Here is a 16,433-nt window from a genome sequence, read left to right on the forward strand (position 1 = left end):
GCGAGCACCAAGGTTCAACGGCGGCGGCGCGCGGGCGTTCCCGGGTCAGGCGTACTTGTAGGGGCCGCCCTTCGCGAGCGCGGCCTGGTAGGCGGGCCGGGCATGGATCGTGTCGAGCCAGGCGCTCGTCGCCGGGCGCGAAAGGCCGAGTCCGGCGCGGTCGCGGGCGGCTTCGAGGGGGAAGCTCATCATGATGTCGGCGGCGCTGAATTCCTGGCCTGCGAACCACGGACGGGCGGCGAGTTCGCTTTCCACGAAGTCGAGATGGACGTCGATCATCGGCTGGATGCGCTTCTGGGCGGCCCTGCCCAGCAGCGGCACTTTGCCGAGCACCAGCTTGACCAGCAGCGGCGGCATCAGCGAGCCTTCGGCATAGTGCAGGAAATAGCGATGCATTAGCGCCGCATTAGCGTCGATGGAAGGCCCCAGCCGGCCGCCCGCCTTCGCGACGAGATACTCGACGATCGCGCCGGTCTCGGCCACGGTCAGCGCGGTGTCGCCGTCGACGATGACCGGCGACTTGCCCAGAGGGTGGACCGCGCGCAGTTCGGGCGGGGCGAGCATGGTCTTCGGGTCACGCGCGTAGCGCCTGACCTCGTAAGGCATCCCCAGCTCCTCGAGCAGCCACAGGACGCGCTGCGAGCGCGAATTCTCGAGGTGGTGGACGGTTATCATGCGCGGCATCCCTTCGGGCGCAGAACGCCGCGAAGGGATGCAGGTTGCAGACGGCTCAGTCGACGAACGTGGTCGTCGCGGTGCGATAGAGAACCGCGACCTTGCCTCCGGAGGTGTCGGCGCCGCCCTTGTCGGTCAGCGTGGCGGAGAGCAGGTAGCGCCCCTTGCCGCGCACGGGAACGGTCAGCGTGCCGTCCGCGCCGGTCTTGAGCGTCTTCGACCACTTGTCGGGCGAGATCACCGTCACATTGGTGTCGGCGACCGGCTGGCCGTCGCGCACCAGCCTGAACCGGTTCGATCCGGCGCTGACGGGGGCGATCTCGAAAGGCATCACGGCGCGCGCTTCGCTGCGGCCGGCGCGGGCATAGTAGACGATGCCCTCCTTCTTGTCGTCCGGGCCCCAGGGCGCGAAGACCGCGTCGTCCTGCGCCCTCACGTCGCCCGCGGGCACCGCGACTTCGAGATAGCCGGCCTTGCGGATCAGAGGGGCATTGCCGCCACCGACCACCTTGGGCGCCTTGAGATTGCCGAACTCGGGATCGCCGCCCTCGGGCAGGACTTCCGCCGGCTCGCCGAGGTAGATGCGCGCAGGCCCGGCGCCGTCGCGCTCGATCCACACCTCGTGCGCCTGCGCGGAGGAAAAGGCGGTCAGGACGAGCAGCGGGGCGAAGTAGCGGGCTTTCATTTCAGGCTCCTAGGACTTTACGGATTATATTGCGAATGCGTCACAGTAGCGTTGAAATCGCCCGCCGCCACCCGGAAAATCACGCTCCGTAGGCCGCTGCCGTTCCATGACGCGCGGAAGCCGTTGGGCAAGGGGGGTATGCCGTGCTTGGGTACGGCAGCTTTGCGCCCATTGTTGCCGTAGAGCGGTTTAGTTTCATTGCTTCGAAGCAGCCACTCGTTCGAGTTAGATTGGGCCATCCGTGCTTGAAAAACCGACATTTGCACAAAAAATAGGACCGCCTTATAGCGGACGAACTTTGCTCAAGAATGACCTTTTGTGCATCTGATCGAAGCGCCTTCACTCAACTGTGCCACCTGAAGCTTGGTTGAAATAGGCCGAGCAGGATGCTAGCTCGCGGCAATATGACAGGAGATAGGCCATAGCCGCTGATCAAAATTGGGGGATGCACCGATCAGGCAGCCCTGAGTGGCGTGTCGATTTGCGTGATTTTGGCCGGATTGAGGAAGCGTCAATCACGATGGCTCCGTTAGTGGTACTCGTAGGCCGCAACAATTCGGGAAAGAGTTATGCAGCCTCGTTGCTCTGGAGCCTTTTCGACATCGAAGATAGCTGGCTGGACACACATAGCGCCACGCCAGAGTGGTTTGACACGATGCTCGCTCGTGGAAATTCGAAAGAAGCGGCCGACCTCGGATTGCTGCAGGATTGGCTCAATAAAAATCTTGAGAATTCCAAAGCTAAAGTCGTGCGCCGCCTTCTATCCTACGACGAGGCTTCGATCAAAAAAATCGAAGTGTCGTTGCAGTATTCTCGACACTGCATATTTGAGCAGAACAGCCCTGATGACGACGAAGAATACGTTTTGTCTCGTAGTCGTTCCGACGCTGATGGCGAAATGCTGGTCACTTACGCTCTCGGTTCATACGATGATAGTCACTCAAGGAATATTGTAAGCGGAACTCTTATTGCTGATGCCGTGGAAGGCACAATGTTTGGCTATCGCGGTTTTTCGCAAGGAAAACCAATCTACCTACCAGCGGCCCGAACAGGGTTGATGCTGTCATTGCCTTTTATAGTCGGCGAACTTCTTGGTGCTTTGGGAGTAGGCCGGGATGACCGCGAGGCTGCGCGTCTGCCACAGCCAACTATAGAGTTTTTACGGCAACTGGTGAATCACAAGGGGAGAGAAGACCCTAAACTTGTCGTTATCGCAGAATTTCTTGAAAGAGAATTGCTCCACGGCAAGATCGCGCGGGATGAATCTACGTCCCCGACATTCTCCTATACACCGGACGATGGTGCCCGTTTGCCACTACATACGGCCTCATCAATGGTATCCGAGTTGGCTCCTTTGCTGATTTTGCTCCGCACGGCGCGGATGGATCGCGGATTGATTTTCGAGGAACCTGAAAGTCATTTGCATCTAAGTGCACAGCGCCAAGTCGCCCGTGCGGTAGCACGGCTTGTCAATTCGGGCATTCCGGTCGTGCTCACCACGCACAGCGACACTTTTCTTCAGCAGCTGAATATTCTGGTTGCACTTCATGGTCACGCCAATCGTGATGCGCTCATGGCTGAATACGGCTACACGCCTGATGATCTGATCGACCCGGGTATGATCAAGGGGTATGAATTCGTCGATACCGAAAGCGGGCGTTCCCGCGTAGTACCAGCACCGCTTGTCGAAACCGGGCTTGTCATCTCCTCGCTCAACGACGTCTTGGTCGAATTGAGCGAGGAAGCCATTGCGACCCAGGATCGCTGAGGCATGCTCCCGCTAACGCCAGTCCGCCGACGCTTGTTTAATTCGTCATACGTTCAATTTAGTGATCAGCCTTCTACTGTAACCATTACTGAAACCGATCCGAGCGGCGCAGTGACGGTCGATTTTCTAGTTAGCGCTCCGAGTATTACTGTGCATGGCAAGTCGGGTGGCAGTATTTATTGGCTAAGTAGTCAGCGATGTGCCGATGGCGCAATTGTCATATTGTGCGGCGACCAAGCGCACGTTCATCTCGTTGAACTAAAACAATCCATCAGCGCTAAATCTTGGGCACATGTCAAAACCCAATTTGACGGAATGCTCGCCAACGTCGATGCCGTCTTAGGGGCGGCACGCCTTGCCCCGCCAACATCGATTACTTGCCACGTCGCATATGATAATGACAATCTCGCTGCTTCACCAGTGCTATCAAAAGTCATTAATACCATTGCAGGGCCGCTTGCGCTAGCGGGGGCAGAGTGGGCTTCAGGAGTGATCTCCATGCCAGATCAACCCACAGTTCCAGTAAACAAAATAAAATGGGGAAGTGGACCCACCAAGATTTCCTGTCCATAGTCCAGCGTGGTGGAATTTACATCTCGCCCGAACAGCCGCAATGCTTGACAGTACTTGAGAGCGCGCGGTTGCCGCAACCTTACGATTGATTTTTTGATATTTTTGCCTGATAGAAATGGAAACAGAGGAGCCGCTGGCGACTTTCTCAATGGACCATTTTCAACCGGCGCGCAAAACTGAGTATGACTTAGATACCGTGGACTTCGTTAATGTAGGCCCATGGTTCTTGCCGTGAACAAATCGATTTTGGTTCGTCCGAACATCTGGCGGGCCTTGAGGCGGTAGATTTTCCCTTCGATCTGTCCGCTGGACCAAGGCGTGGCGATTGCGGCGGCGATGGCTTCCTTTTCCTCTCGACGCCCGGGGGCAGCGCTTAGTGTCTGCCGGTATGGCAACCATCGACCGAGCCGCGCCTCGTCCTTCGGGTGCATCATCAGACGGAAGCGATCGAGGAGTTCACTTGCGGCGATCAGCGCACGCACGGCCTTTCGATCACCGAGTTGATCAGAGCGGTTTGCGCCGAACTGCTCTCGTGTTCGATAATCATGCTGCGCGCAATGTTCCGGTCGATCAGACCAGACAGGCAGCTATCTGCTCCTCGCGCCCAGTAAGCCGTCAGTCAGCAACCGGCCATTTGGGTAGGTAGCTGCCTACCTCACCCCACAATACGTTTGATCGCAAAGGCTCCGCCTATCAGAAGGTCGCCGTCTTCGAGGATGGTTGTGATACCGCCGAAAGCGTTCCACATGGCGCTGTCGTCAGGGAAGACCCACCGCGCCTTGACCTCGCCCGTCGTCCAGTCGAGGCCGGCATACTCGTAGGTCAGGCCACGCTTGTTCGCGGCATAAAGCAGCCCCGTGGCAGCGGATACGACTGGCACCATGATGTCGCTATTGTCGATCTCGGCGTTGAGCCAGTCTTGCTCGAACCGCCGCGTCGCCGGATTCCAGTTGAACTTCTGGATGCCCTTCGGGGCCGGGCGCGTGACGCCTGCCATGAACCCGTTATGGAAGCCCGGTTCCGGGAACGGATCGGGATAGGTGCTGTTGACGATGGCGACGCCGTAGCCAAGCACGTTGGGCGATGGTTCGATCGTCGCCTTCGAAATCTCGATCCGGGCCTGATCCGCGATGCGGCGCGACTTGGTCCCCGGCTTCTGCTCGAAATCGTCGGGGATTTCGTCGCGCCAGAAAGCGACGAGGTTTGTGCCGCCTTCGGCGCCGTCCGCGATGACGACAAGTTTGTCCGGGTCGTCGCCGAATCCCATCAAGGTCGGCGTCGTCCCCGAGCCGCGCGAGATCGAGCCCAGAGCAAAGGCCTTTTCATCGGGCATCCATTCATAGCCGGATTCCCAGGCGCCATCCTTCTCGTCGGATGAGAGGGTCTCGCCGTTCCAGACGACCTTGATCATTCTGCGCGAGGTCACGACGTAGATGCCGCCGTTTTCGTCCACCGGCACGGCATTGTCGACGGCCTCGCCCGAGAAGGCGACGTACGACTTCACATTCAGGTCGCGGTCGAGAATGATCACCGCGCCGGGCGCAGCAGCGACCAGAAAGCCATCGTACGTCATGCTGAGCGCGATGATGCGACTGACCGATTGCGCGACTTCGGCGGGCACGGCAGTTGCCACGTCAGCCAGTTTCACGACGCGAGCGGGCGCCCGGACCTCGTTGTCGTCGGTGCATTTGAGCACCCGCGTGCCGCCGAAAACGCAGTAGTGGAAACCGTCACGGTCGAACAGGTTGTAGACGCCGTTGATGCCGAGAGCGTGGGTGAAGCCAAGGTCGCTGATCCCCCGGATGGCCTCGATCAGTTTTGCGTCGTCCCCCTCGCGCCGCGCTGCGTCCCATTTCGCCAGCAGAGATTCGACCGTCGCCTCGTCGGCACCTTCGAATATCGCCTCGAAGCCCGGGTAGGCCATGTAGGAAATCGATTCGAGGGACTTGCCCGTGAGCAGCATCTTGCGCAGGCCGAACATGCCGCTGGCGAAGGCGACGGTATCGCCCCCGATCTTCTTCAAGGTGGGGTTGGAGACCATGAAGTTGCGAACGAACTTTGCGTCGTCGCCCTTTATCAGGGTCTTCCCATGGACCGGGCCCGCAATGGCCACGGAATCCGTGGCCCCTGGATTGAAGTGGGAGGTAGGATAGACGCTCTGCGTCAGCCACGGGTTGTGCGCGGGCATATTCGCCGTAAGAATTTCATGGGTGTCTGACATATGGCGCCTCCTTTTCAGGAGTGACGATGGCCGTGACCCTGCAAAAGACGCTATCCGGGATACCCGCTAGAACCGCAGGAGGTTTCCCCCATGCGGAGCCGCAACGTCCGCAATGGGCGGGCTTTGGGAACAGAAGCTATGACGGCACCGCATCTGAAAGGCGCCCAGCAGCTATTCGCTCCTTACGCGCAGTAAGGCGACATTCCGCAATCGGCCAAGCCCTCTCCCCGCCGCCTAAGGCGTGGGCACCACCGCGTCGAGCACGGTCATGGGCTCGCCCGGGGCGGTGCCGACGGCGGAGTTGGTGATCAGGATCGTCGTGCCCGGCTCCAGGGCGGAACGCACCGCCTCGTAGAAGCGGCGCGGCAGGCGGAGGCGGTTGATGACCGCTTCGTCGAGGTGGCGGCCTTCCTCCTCCGCGTGGCCGGGCAGGCCGACGTAGATCCAGCGCGGCCGGCCGTCGGCGCCGCGGGTCAGGGTGACGAGGTGGGTGCCCGGATCGTCGTCGGCGATGTCGGCGACGCTGCGGCCGATCTCGATGCCGTTTCTCAGGACGACGACGCGCTGCTCGCGCTTGGAGACGACGATCGTCATCTGGCCCCGGGGCGAGCGCTCGGGCGCCCAGGTGAACTGTCGGTCGCCGAGCGTGTCGGAGGCCAGCCTGCGGCCGCTGGCGTCGTAGGGCGCGAGCAGGCTCGCCTCGGTCGAGCGGACGTGGTCGATGGCGTCGCCGTCGATCACCACGGTGGCCCCGATCGCGGTGATCGCGAAAAGCGAGCGCGAGAAGCCGTAGGGCAGGTGGACGCAGCCGTGGCTCTCCGGGTAGCCGGGCAGGCCGCCCGCATGGAGCGCCACGCCGTCCCAGGTCAGGCGCTGCTGGTAGGGCATCGGCGCGTTGTTGTAGACGCTGGAGTGGTGGTCGGCGTCCTTCTGGAGGATCGTGAAGACCCCGGTCGGCGTCTCGTGCCCCGCCTTGCCCGAGGATACCGAGGTCACGCCGATGCGCACGCCGTTGCGGTAGACCGTCGCCAGCTGGCGCGAGAGGTCGACGTAGACCAGCACCGGGCCGCTCGGCGCGATCGCGGGCGCCCAGACCCATTCACCGGGCTTCAGCCGCTCCGCGGTGCGGGCGAATTCGGCCGGCGAGCTGGCGGTCGATCCCTGCGCGGCGGCGGGCGCGGCCCAGAGTGCGGCGATCAGCAGCGCACCCGGCAGGGCGAGGCGGGTACGGATCATAGGAACAGGGCCCCCAGGGTGAAGGTGACGGCAATGCTCGTGATCATGCCGATCGAGGCGTCGAGGAAGGAGCGCAGGCGTGACTGCCCCAGCTCCCGCCGGAACCAGCGAACCTGGACGACGCCGTAGAAGGCGAAAGCTGCCGCGACCGATCCCAGCCCCGCGATCTGCAACCACGGGTGATGATGCAATACCGCGGTCAGGCCGCTGCTGAACAGCAGCGCGAACGGCGAGATCGCGTAGCACTGCGCGTAGAACGGGGGCTTGAGGGTTTCGCGGTCGAGGTTGACGCTGCTGCGGTTGACCTTGCGCGTCGCCAGCATCAGCGCGAAGGTCCCGAACAGCACCACCCGCAGCAGCAGCAGGGACGTATTGTCGTTGACGAGCCCCGCCAGTCCGCGGTGGCTGGCGACGATGGGGCTGGTGCCGTCGATGGCCAGGCCCACACCCTGTATCAGCACGATCGTCAGGATCAGCATGATCGGCGGGCTGACGGTGCCGCGATACTGCAGGTCGGGCTCGAGCAGCAGTTGCTCCTCGGCATACTGCATCGTGGCGAGGGGGTGGCGCAGGATCTTCCACAAGGTGACGGGGAAGAACACCAGCCAGCTCATCAGCTCGTAGAGCAGCTCGTCGAGCGAGTTGAGCCACTGGACGAAGTTCATCGGGCCTCGCGCGGATCGGCTTGAAGCGCGTGGGCGAGCGGGCGGCCGGCCTCGAAGTCGGAGAGGCTGGTGAGCGTGGTCTCGGCAATGGCGGCGAGCGCTTCCTCGGTGAGGAACGCCTGGTGGCCGGTGACGAGGACGTTGGGGAAGGTCAGCAGGCGCTGGAGCACGTCGTCGTCGATGATCTCGTTCGAGAGATCGCCGAAGAAGATGCCCGCCTCCTGCTCGTAGACGTCGAGCGCGACGCCGCGGATCCGGCGCGCCTTGAGCGCGTCGATCAGCGCCTGCGTGTCGATCAGCGCGCCCCGGCTGGTGTTGACGATGACGAGGCCGGGCCGCGCCTCGGCCAGCGTCTTCGCATTGACGAGGTGGCGGGTCTCCGGCGTCAGCGGGCAGTGCAGGGTGACGATCTCGGCCTCGCGCAGCAGCGCTTGCGGCGTCGTGTAGCGCACGCCGATCGCCTCCAGCGCCGGGTCGACGACCGGGTCGCTCGCCAGCACCTCGCACCCGAAGCCCGCGCGCAGGGTCCGGGCCACCAGCGCGCCGATCTGGCCGGTGCCCACGACCCCGACGAGGCGGCCGTGGAGGTTGCGCCCCACCAGTCCGTCGAGCGCGTAGTTGTTGTCGCGCACGCGCGACCAGGCGCGGGGGATGTGGCGGTCGAGCGCCAGCAGCAGCCCCACGGTGAACTCGGCGACGGCGTGGGGCGAGTAGGCGGGAACGCGGGTCACGGCGATCCCGGCCCCGGCGGCGGCGGCGAGGTCGACATTGTTGTAGCCTGCGCAGCGCATCGCGACGATGCCCACCCCCAGCGCCGCCAGCCCGCCCATCACCTCGGCGTCGAGCCTGTCGTTGACGAAGGCGCAGACGCCGCCGCATCCCGCCGCCAGCGGCACGGTCTGCGCGGTCAGCCCGGCGTCGAGGAACACGAGGTCATGGCCATGCCCGGCGTTGCCGGCAGCCAGGAACTGCCGGTCATAGCTGCGGGCTCCGAAGACGGCGACACGCATGGCAGGCCTACTTGCAGCCCTCGTAAGTGCCCACGTCCACCATGTTCTGCACCCGTCCGTCGGCCACGCCCATCTGCACGCATTGCCGGGTACGGCCGTTGTACCAGTAGGTATAGCTGCTGTTGCCGCTTTTCAGGCCGCCGACGTTGCGGAAGCCGCGGCTCTGCATCTCGCCGTCCGCGCTCGACCCGCGTGCGTCGACGAGGTCGTTGACGTTGACCGAAGGGCGGTACCCCGCGCCGTCGGCGCGGTGGCCTTCGCGGTAGCTCGTTTCATGGCCATGTTGGGCGACGCCGGATTCGTATCCGCGCGAGTAGGGCTCGGACTTTTCGTAGTTGTGGTAGGGTTCGTTGTAGAGGCCGTCGCGGTAGCCGCGCTCGAAACCGGCGTCGGAGGCGTCGTCCGGGTAATGTTTGCCGTCTTCGTGGTTGTGCGACTTGTGCGCCAGTGCGATGGCGCCGATGATCGCGGCGACGCCCACGCCCGCAGCGATCGCGGCGCCGTTCGAGCCCTTGCCCGCCTTCTGGTTGCAGTCGGGCGCGGGGGTGGGAGTGATGGCGTCGAACCGGCCGTCCATCACCGCGATGCTGACGCATTCCTTTTTCGACGGCTGCCACCAGTAGCTCCACTTGCGGTCGTCGCCGGTCTCGGTCTTGATGTGAACCCATCCGCGCGTCTCGAGCTGGGTTTCGCCGCCGGCAGCGCGCGCACCGACCAAGTCGCGAAGACTCGAAGGCGCCTGCGCATGGCCGCTCACGGGCAGAAGTAGTGCAGCGGAGATCATGAGGATTATGGGTTTGCGCATCTCAGGTCCCCGTCGTCTATTGGAATAACTACCTATCTATCGTCGCACAGGAGGTGCGACTTTCCAACAACTTGGCCGAGGATTATTTCGCGACGAAGGCATCGGTTCGCGATGGGGTGACCGGCATGTCGCGCCGGGCCACCCGGAGCAGGGCATAGCCGAGCAGGCCGGACAGGAACGACCCGGCGAGAATTCCGATCTTCGCCTCCGCCTGCAGGGTCGCTGCGCCGGGGAAGGCCAGCAGGGTGATGAACAGGCTCATGGTAAAGCCGATTCCGCACAGCAGCGCGACGCCGACCAGCTGCAGCCGTCCGGCGTGCGCGGGCATGTCGGCAAGGCCGAGGCGGATCGCCAGCATCGAAAAGCCGAGCACGCCGATCGGCTTGCCCAGCAGCAGCCCCAGCCCGACCCCCAGCGTGACCGGGGCGACGAAGGCGTCGGGCGAGAGGCCGAGGAAAGCGACGCCCGCGTTCGCGAAACCGAATATCGGCACCACGAGGAAGCCGACGGGCAGGTGCAGGGCATGTTCGAGCCGGTGCAGCGGACTGCCCGCTTCGGCGTCCGGTCGCCCCGGTGTCGGCCGGAGCGGGATGGCGAACGCGAGGACGACGCCTGCCAGCGTGGCGTGGATGCCCGAGCGCAGGACCAGCACCCAGAGCACTGCTCCGAGCGCGAGGTACGGCGTCAGGCGGACGACGCGCATCCGGTTCAGGGCGAACAGAGCCGCGATCACCGCCGCCGCGCCGGCCAGGTCGGGCAACGACAGCCTGGCGGTGTAGAACAGCGCGATGATCACGACCGCACCGAGATCATCTATGATCGCGAGCGCGGTCAGGAACACCCGCAAGGACACCGGCACGCGGCTGCCCAGCAGGGCGATGACGCCGAGCGCGAAGGCGATGTCGGTCGCCGAGGGGATCGCCCAGCCGCCGATCGCCGGCCCGGGGTTGAAGGCAATGTAGATCAGCGCCGGCACCGCCATGCCGCCCGCCGCCGCGATCCCCGGAAGGATGCGCCGCGGCCAGCTCGAGAGCTGCCCGTCGAGCACCTCGCGCTTGATCTCCAGCCCGACGAGCAGGAAGAACACCGCCATGAGCCCGTCGTTGATCCACTCGTGGAGCGACAGCGGGCCGAGGTGAGCGTGGAAAACGGCCTCGTAGCCGGCGGCGAGGGGCGAATTGGCGACGCCCAGCGCGAGCGCCGCGGCGGCCATGAGGACCAGCCCGGCGGAGGACTGCCCCGTGAGGAAACGGCGCAGGGCGCTGACATGCTGGCGGCGTGCTGAGGCCATGGGTGCTCCGGACGAAAATTCAGCGCCCTGGCGGCCCGACCAGCGCAACGACCCTGTCCGCCCCCAGGGACCGAACACCCGCCCCCTCTATCGCACTGGCAGGCCCGATGCACAACGCCGCTTCGCCGTGCGCTGTTGCGCGCTCAGACCGGCCAAAATCCGTCCAACGTCCGGCTGTGCACGCCCCGCATGCCGGCGCCCGCAGGGAGGCAGGTTTGGCCCACGTGCGCATTCATGACCTTCGCCACAGTTTCGCCAGTCACGCCGCCGGTATGTCCGAAAATGCTTCCCATGATCGGAAAGCGCCTTGGGCATTCGAGCATCGCCATGACCGCCCGTTACGCGCATCTGGACGATGCGTCCGTCGTCGACGCTGCGCACAGGGTCGGATTGGCGATCCATTGCCTTTTCATGGACTTAGTCGCCGTTGGCATCAACCATGAAAACCGTGGGCTTGCCTCGCGACGCAGGATCCCATCCTGCCGATAGTGCCGCCCGAACTCCTCGCGCAGCAATCGCGTCGTTGATGTGCAAACGCCCTTTCGGCAGTCCTTTCATCAGGCGCTTGGGTGTCGGAAATTCGAGCACGGCTTCGCGCGGCATGTCTTTCTGACGCAGCGAGACAGTCATCCCCTTCCAGCCATCGGACGAGGACAATTGAGGCTCGCTCAGCAGTTCCCAATCATATTTTGAACCGTCGATCTCGACGGTGCCGCTGCGGCCGGGTGCTTGAAACATGTCATACCCTTAGCATGTCGGCAGCGATACTCCATCCATGGCATCACAGGGTTTTCTGGCTCCCTCCGTCGCCAACGGGCGCATGAACACAATCGTCGGGAGCAGAGCCAGCCAGCGTGACCCAATTCGCTTGGAACCTGAAGCGGGGCAATTCCCCCTTCGGAAAAAGGGAGGGATGAGGGTCTATTTTCAATCGCCCAACCAATCGGATATAATTTCGCCCTTATGTCCTTCGGGCGCCAGCGCCGCGCGCAAGGCTTCCAACAGTGGCGGCAGCGTCTGCGTGAAAGCGTAGGGCGGATTGACGATAAAGAGGCCCGCGCCGTTATAGATGCCGGGTTGCTCGCTATCGTACAGCCAATGCTCCACCCGCAGCAATTTCGGGATGCCGAGCTTGCGTAACTGCTCCTTCCACCGCCAATGCGTGGCGTGGTCTTTCAGCGGAAACCAGACCACCGTCACACCATGCGCCCATTTGCGGTGAGCGGCGGCGAGGGTGGCGGTGATGCGCGCGCGCTCATCCGGTTGCTCGTAGGGCGGGTCGACCACCACCACCCCGCGCGCGGTGCGGGGCGGCAACATGGCCAGCCACAATTCGTAGGCGTCGCGTTCATGCACGGCGGCGCTGCTGCCCCGCATCACGCCGCGCAGGGTGGAAGCGTCCTCCGGGTGCTTTTCGTTGAGGACCAGGAAATCCTGCGGGCGCAAAAGCTGAGCCAGAATCTGCGGCGAGCCGGGATAAAGGTGCGGTCCGTCACCCACGTTCACCGCCTGCACGGCAGCACGGTAGTCGTCCAGCAAGGGGTTCGGATCGGCAAAGGCCCGCAGCACGCCCTGCGTGGCCTCGCCGGTGCGTTGGGCTTCGTCGCCGCCAAGGTCGTACAGCCCGCAGCCGGCATGGGTGTCGATCAGAGTCAGCGCGCCCTGCTTGTGCTGCAAGGCCCGCACCAAGGCGATCAGGAGGCTGTGCTTCACGACATCGGCGCTGTTGCCAGCATGGAAGGAATGGCGATAATTCATTTGTGATTCAAAATTCTGACGATCCCCCTTTACACAAGCTGCTGGACCTTCTGCAAAGCGAATTTATGGCAGCGCCGGTATTGCCGGGCGCAGAAGCCGAGCGCCTGGCCGAGCAACCAGTCCGGTGCCCGGATAGAGGCTGGCGGAGGTGAACGACCCCAGTCGGTCGTTCAGATCGCGATCTGCAATCCTCAGGTGCAAACCGTCCGGTTCCGGCAACTCGCCGTAAGCTGCCGAGCGGCGGTTGTTTAAGGTTTGCGGCCGTGCGTCTCTGCAGTGACGGTCGCAGAGGCAGCGCATAAGCGCTGAGCATAGGCTTGGATCTCGCGCACGCCGAGGTTGGCCGGAAATCCGGTGGCGACCAATTGAAAGGCAACCGAACCTGATGGCGAGAACACCGGGGCCGCGATGTAGCTGACACCCGGTCCATCCCCTCCTGCAAGGTCGAATAGCTGTATTTCATCGGTTGAAAGCTGGCCGACAAATGTGTGGACGCGCTCCCGGAATGCGCCATCGCGCACCTGGTTGCTCGCGATAGCCATCGCTTGCCGGCTTGCAGCTGAAGCTTGCCCGTTAGCAGCAATCGCGTAGCCCCGTTGACGGATCAGAGGCAACGACGCGAGCAGGTGTTCGCGCTTCTCGGCGGTCAGGTAGCTTTCTACTTCGCCGACATAGCTGTCGATCAGCGACTGCTCTCCCCAAGCCACATGGCACATGCCGACCGGCGGTAAAAGCGGACGGCGCTCGCCTACGCGGGTCAATCCCAAGTGGGATTGCGCAGTGCCCTCCTTGACCAGCACGACGATTTCGCCGTGATCGATGCAACTCGCGCTGCACTGCGCCTTCAGGTCCGCCGCAAGCAGCGCCAGTTCACGCCGGGCGATCTCTATCCCGCTGTGCTTGGTGATCGCCGCCTGCCCGATCGCCACCAGACTGATGCCCAGCGAATAGGTTCGATGCTTCTCGTTGCGCGACAGGAACTGGCCTGCAGCCATTGTCGTCAGCAACCGATGGGCCGAACCATTGCTGAGACCTACCTGCCTGGCGATCTCGGCTAATGTGAATGCTTCCGTTGGATGAGCCGTGAGAAATTTCAGCACGTCCATGACGCGCTTTGTGGGGTTCGATGCGTCCATCACAACAGGCTCCCGCTATCGCCTCGGCGACATTGACTTGGACCTCCTGATAAGCGCATCATTCCATAATGAGCAATGTTTATTCCATAATTGGAAGGATGGAAAATCCCATGAACAAGGTTTCAGAAAATGTGGCCTTCGCGAACAGTGCCGGCGTGGGCCCCGATTACCCTTCGATACCGACGGAACGGCAGCATGAGCACAGTCTTGAAGGCAAAGTCGTGATCATTACTGGCGCCAGTCGCGGCATGGGCAAGCAGGCAGCGCTCGATTTCGCACGCAAAGGCGCCAAAGTCGTCCTGGCCGCACGCACGGTAGAAGTTGATACAGCGCTTCCTGGTACGATCGGCGAGACGCTTGCGATCATCGAGGCGCAGGGCGGGGAGGCCATCGCTGTTGCTACCGACCTTGCGGAGGAAGCGGATTTGCGCGCTCTCGTTGACGCAGCGGTTCAACGATTCGGCGGTATCGATGTGTTGGTCAACAATGCCGCTGCGACCACCGGCGAAATCTGGGGCAAGCCATTCCTCGAACTCACGCGCGAGGAGTGGCTCTACCAATTTGCCGTCAACGTCCACGCGCCTTTCACGCTTACGCAGATGGTGGTTCCCATAATGGAAGCGCGCGGCGGCGGGAGGATCATCAACCTGTCGACCGGAAGCGGTGAGGTCTTTCGCAATGCGGAAGAATTGCCCAAGCTCGGCGCGGTGGGCAACTTTAGCTTGGCGGTCCCCGGTTACTACTCGAGCAAGCGCGCGCTCGATCGCTTCGGCAATGCGATGGCGCCCGAGCTACATAGGCGCAACATTGCTGTGATCGGTCTGCATCCGGGCCTGGTCGCAACCGAGTTGGTCGCCATCCGCGTCAAGGAACGGGGCCTCGACGATAGCGTAGCCGTGCCGATGACGGTGCCTGCGCGCATGATGGTCTACTTTGCCGCCTGTGAGAACCCATGGGAATATACGGGGCGTCTGTTTTGGGCTGAGCGCGAGTTGGAAGGCTTAGGCATACCGCTTGACTGAATCCGGCGCGTCAGTCCAGATAGACCGGGTTTCCGATCAGGATGCGGCGGCCTGACGCATCGCGCACATCGGCGCGGATCCAACGGGCCTTGTCGCCCGCCTTCAAGGTGAGCGTAACGATCTGATCGTAGGATGCGAGCTCACCGCCTTGCGGGAGATGCTCCACCGGATGGCCGTCGATGAGAAGATCGATTCTGTGCCCGGCCATGCCCTTGACGTGGACGGCCACCTCGACCGGCTCTTGCTGGCCTCGGTGCAGGGTCGCACCCATCGCGACGGGCGGCTGGCCAGCGATGCCAGCCGAGATGTCCAGCATGCGATCCGGGTGGGAACCCTCGAGGTCGATGAAGACCCGGCCCGACCGCACACCTGCGAGGATACCCGCTTGCGAAAGTTCGCCGGCGTAGACGACAGTGGTGGGGGTGCCGACCGGAGCCTGGGCACCGACCGGCGAAGTGCCCGCCTTGCCGTCGATCGCGTCGTGGTTGTCGCTGCCGCCAATGGCAGTCAGATGGAAGCCCCTGTCCAGCAAGGCCTCCCACCAGGCCGTACCCGATCCCTTGCCGTCGTCGAATGCGCCGCCATGTTCCGCGGCGCGGCCACCGTTGGCCACCTCGATCGCGTTGACTTTGGAAAAGTCGGTTCCCGGTGCCGACCAGCCGCAGCCGATGCAGTTCTCGTCGGTGGGGATGGCGGGGTGGTTGATCGAGATCAGTGCACCCGTACCACGTGCCTCGTCGAACATGCCGTTGATGTCGGTGACAGGGGGCAGGCCGACGCGGAATTCGGCGAAATCGGCGAGGCCGATGAAGTTGGAATGCCCGAACTGGGTCGTCATCTCGCGACCGGGAATGACCAGGAGACCATCGAACCACGGCGCCAGTTCGGCCAGTTCACCCAGGTGCGAGGTCACGTTGTGATCGGTGACCGAGACGAAATCGAGATGATTGTCCGCCGCCGCCTTCAGCGTGAAGTAAACCGGGCACGGTACCGGCTTCGCGCCGCTCCGGCTCATGCATTGGCCGTCGCTGTTGCCGGTATGGGTATGAAAATCGCCGCGATACCAGCCGGCACCCTGGCGTACCGCGCCGGACGTGATCTCCTGCGCCGCCGCGCCGCGATCGAAGCGCACCTTGACAGAATAGGGAGCCACCATGCCGGGGCGGATGCTGGCCACGGCGATGCTCAGCTTCCACTTGCCGGGGACCAGCGGTCCCTGCTGGTAGGACGGGGTGGCGAAGCCTTCGGCGACGACGAAATTGGGCTTGCCGAGCCCGCCCCATCCGCGCGAGCGCTCGGGATCGTAGAGGCCGAGAACCAGATAGACGCCCTTCCCCCGCCCTGCCCAATCGACGTCCACGGACATCCTGGTGACGCCTGCGGGAACCTCGAACGGTAGCTCCAGGTAGCGGCCGGCGTCCTTGTCGGTGAAAGTGCCGGTCAAGATGACCTCGTCACCGGCCGGGACCACGGGCGCGGCGCCGGTCGCGGGGGCGGCGCGGACGGGCGCGGGCATGGCCACCGGCGCCAGGATGGCCGCCAAGGGGATGGCGGCCAGCGCCATGGACAGGGATTTGGGCATGGCGTT

The 16,433-nt window shown here is 63.4% G+C and carries 16 protein-coding genes; 3 read left to right on the forward strand and 13 right to left on the reverse strand.

Annotated features, from left to right (window positions below; genetic code table 11):
* Nucleotides 1-45 precede the first annotated feature (45 nt).
* Both AC07M9_RS14910 and AC07M9_RS14915 read right to left on the reverse strand, forming a co-directional pair.
* On the reverse strand, nucleotides 46-675 hold the full coding sequence (locus tag AC07M9_RS14910; RefSeq protein ID WP_494884645.1) for a glutathione S-transferase family protein: 630 nt from the start codon (nucleotides 673-675) through the stop codon (nucleotides 46-48).
* A 55-nt stretch (nucleotides 676-730) separates the two neighbouring features.
* Nucleotides 731-1,360, reverse strand: coding sequence for a DUF4198 domain-containing protein (locus AC07M9_RS14915; RefSeq protein ID WP_494884647.1), 630 nt, complete (start codon nucleotides 1,358-1,360; stop codon nucleotides 731-733).
* 445 nt (nucleotides 1,361-1,805) lie between these two features.
* Here AC07M9_RS14915 and AC07M9_RS14920 point away from each other — a divergent pair, with 445 nt between their 5' ends.
* Both AC07M9_RS14920 and AC07M9_RS14925 read left to right on the forward strand, forming a co-directional pair.
* Nucleotides 1,806-3,128 carry an AAA family ATPase gene (locus AC07M9_RS14920; RefSeq protein ID WP_494884649.1) on the forward strand — a complete coding sequence of 441 codons (1,323 nt, stop codon included), beginning with the start codon at nucleotides 1,806-1,808 and terminating at the stop codon, nucleotides 3,126-3,128.
* 3 nt (nucleotides 3,129-3,131) lie between these two features.
* Nucleotides 3,132-3,701 carry a hypothetical protein gene (locus tag AC07M9_RS14925; RefSeq protein WP_494884651.1) on the forward strand — a complete coding sequence of 190 codons (570 nt, stop codon included), beginning with the start codon at nucleotides 3,132-3,134 and terminating at the stop codon, nucleotides 3,699-3,701.
* Nucleotides 3,702-3,907: 206 nt separating this feature from the next.
* On the opposite strand, the gene AC07M9_RS14930 is transcribed toward AC07M9_RS14925, so the two are convergent.
* From AC07M9_RS14930 to AC07M9_RS14975, 10 genes are all read right to left on the reverse strand, one after another.
* Complete coding sequence (locus AC07M9_RS14930) at nucleotides 3,908-4,183, reverse strand: hypothetical protein (RefSeq protein ID WP_494884653.1); 276 nt, start codon at nucleotides 4,181-4,183, stop codon at nucleotides 3,908-3,910.
* Nucleotides 4,184-4,356: 173 nt separating this feature from the next.
* Complete coding sequence (locus tag AC07M9_RS14935) at nucleotides 4,357-5,922, reverse strand: hypothetical protein (RefSeq protein ID WP_494884655.1); 1,566 nt, start codon at nucleotides 5,920-5,922, stop codon at nucleotides 4,357-4,359.
* Between the two features lie 234 nt (nucleotides 5,923-6,156).
* The gene (locus AC07M9_RS14940; RefSeq protein WP_494884656.1) at nucleotides 6,157-7,158 is read right to left on the reverse strand and encodes a L,D-transpeptidase; all 1,002 of its coding nucleotides are present in this window, start codon (nucleotides 7,156-7,158) and stop codon (nucleotides 6,157-6,159) included.
* Nucleotides 7,155-7,823, reverse strand: coding sequence for a hypothetical protein (locus AC07M9_RS14945; protein WP_494884658.1), 669 nt, complete (start codon nucleotides 7,821-7,823; stop codon nucleotides 7,155-7,157). Before AC07M9_RS14945 ends, AC07M9_RS14940 begins: the two co-directional genes overlap by 4 nt.
* Nucleotides 7,820-8,833 (reverse strand): 2-hydroxyacid dehydrogenase, encoded by a 1,014-nt coding sequence (locus AC07M9_RS14950; RefSeq protein WP_494884660.1) that lies wholly within the window; start codon nucleotides 8,831-8,833, stop codon nucleotides 7,820-7,822. The genes AC07M9_RS14945 and AC07M9_RS14950 overlap by 4 nt, the downstream gene beginning before the upstream one ends.
* Nucleotides 8,834-8,840: 7 nt before the next feature.
* Nucleotides 8,841-9,638 (reverse strand): hypothetical protein, encoded by a 798-nt coding sequence (locus AC07M9_RS14955; RefSeq protein WP_494884661.1) that lies wholly within the window; start codon nucleotides 9,636-9,638, stop codon nucleotides 8,841-8,843.
* Between the two features lie 82 nt (nucleotides 9,639-9,720).
* On the reverse strand, nucleotides 9,721-10,929 hold the full coding sequence (gene nhaA / locus AC07M9_RS14960; RefSeq protein ID WP_494884662.1) for a Na+/H+ antiporter NhaA: 1,209 nt from the start codon (nucleotides 10,927-10,929) through the stop codon (nucleotides 9,721-9,723).
* A gap of 417 nt (nucleotides 10,930-11,346) precedes the next feature.
* Entirely contained in the window at nucleotides 11,347-11,667 is a 321-nt protein-coding gene (locus tag AC07M9_RS14965; RefSeq protein WP_494884664.1) for a hypothetical protein, read from the reverse strand.
* 189 nt (nucleotides 11,668-11,856) lie between these two features.
* On the reverse strand, nucleotides 11,857-12,687 hold the full coding sequence (locus AC07M9_RS14970) for a 23S rRNA (adenine(2030)-N(6))-methyltransferase RlmJ (protein ID WP_494884665.1): 831 nt from the start codon (nucleotides 12,685-12,687) through the stop codon (nucleotides 11,857-11,859).
* Between the two features lie 248 nt (nucleotides 12,688-12,935).
* Nucleotides 12,936-13,823 (reverse strand): helix-turn-helix domain-containing protein, encoded by an 888-nt coding sequence (locus AC07M9_RS14975; protein WP_494884666.1) that lies wholly within the window; start codon nucleotides 13,821-13,823, stop codon nucleotides 12,936-12,938.
* 110 nt (nucleotides 13,824-13,933) lie between these two features.
* On the opposite strand from AC07M9_RS14975, the gene AC07M9_RS14980 reads away from it, so the two are divergent.
* Nucleotides 13,934-14,845, forward strand: coding sequence for an SDR family NAD(P)-dependent oxidoreductase (locus AC07M9_RS14980; RefSeq protein ID WP_494884667.1), 912 nt, complete (start codon nucleotides 13,934-13,936; stop codon nucleotides 14,843-14,845).
* A 10-nt stretch (nucleotides 14,846-14,855) separates the two neighbouring features.
* Here AC07M9_RS14980 and AC07M9_RS14985 read toward each other — a convergent pair whose 3' ends face one another.
* A complete protein-coding gene (locus AC07M9_RS14985; RefSeq protein WP_494884668.1) occupies nucleotides 14,856-16,427 on the reverse strand; it encodes a CehA/McbA family metallohydrolase in 1,572 nt (523 codons plus the stop codon).
* Between the last annotated feature and the right edge of the window lie 6 nt (nucleotides 16,428-16,433).

This window comes from Novosphingobium sp. GW821-FHT09E05 (genome assembly GCF_059416165.1).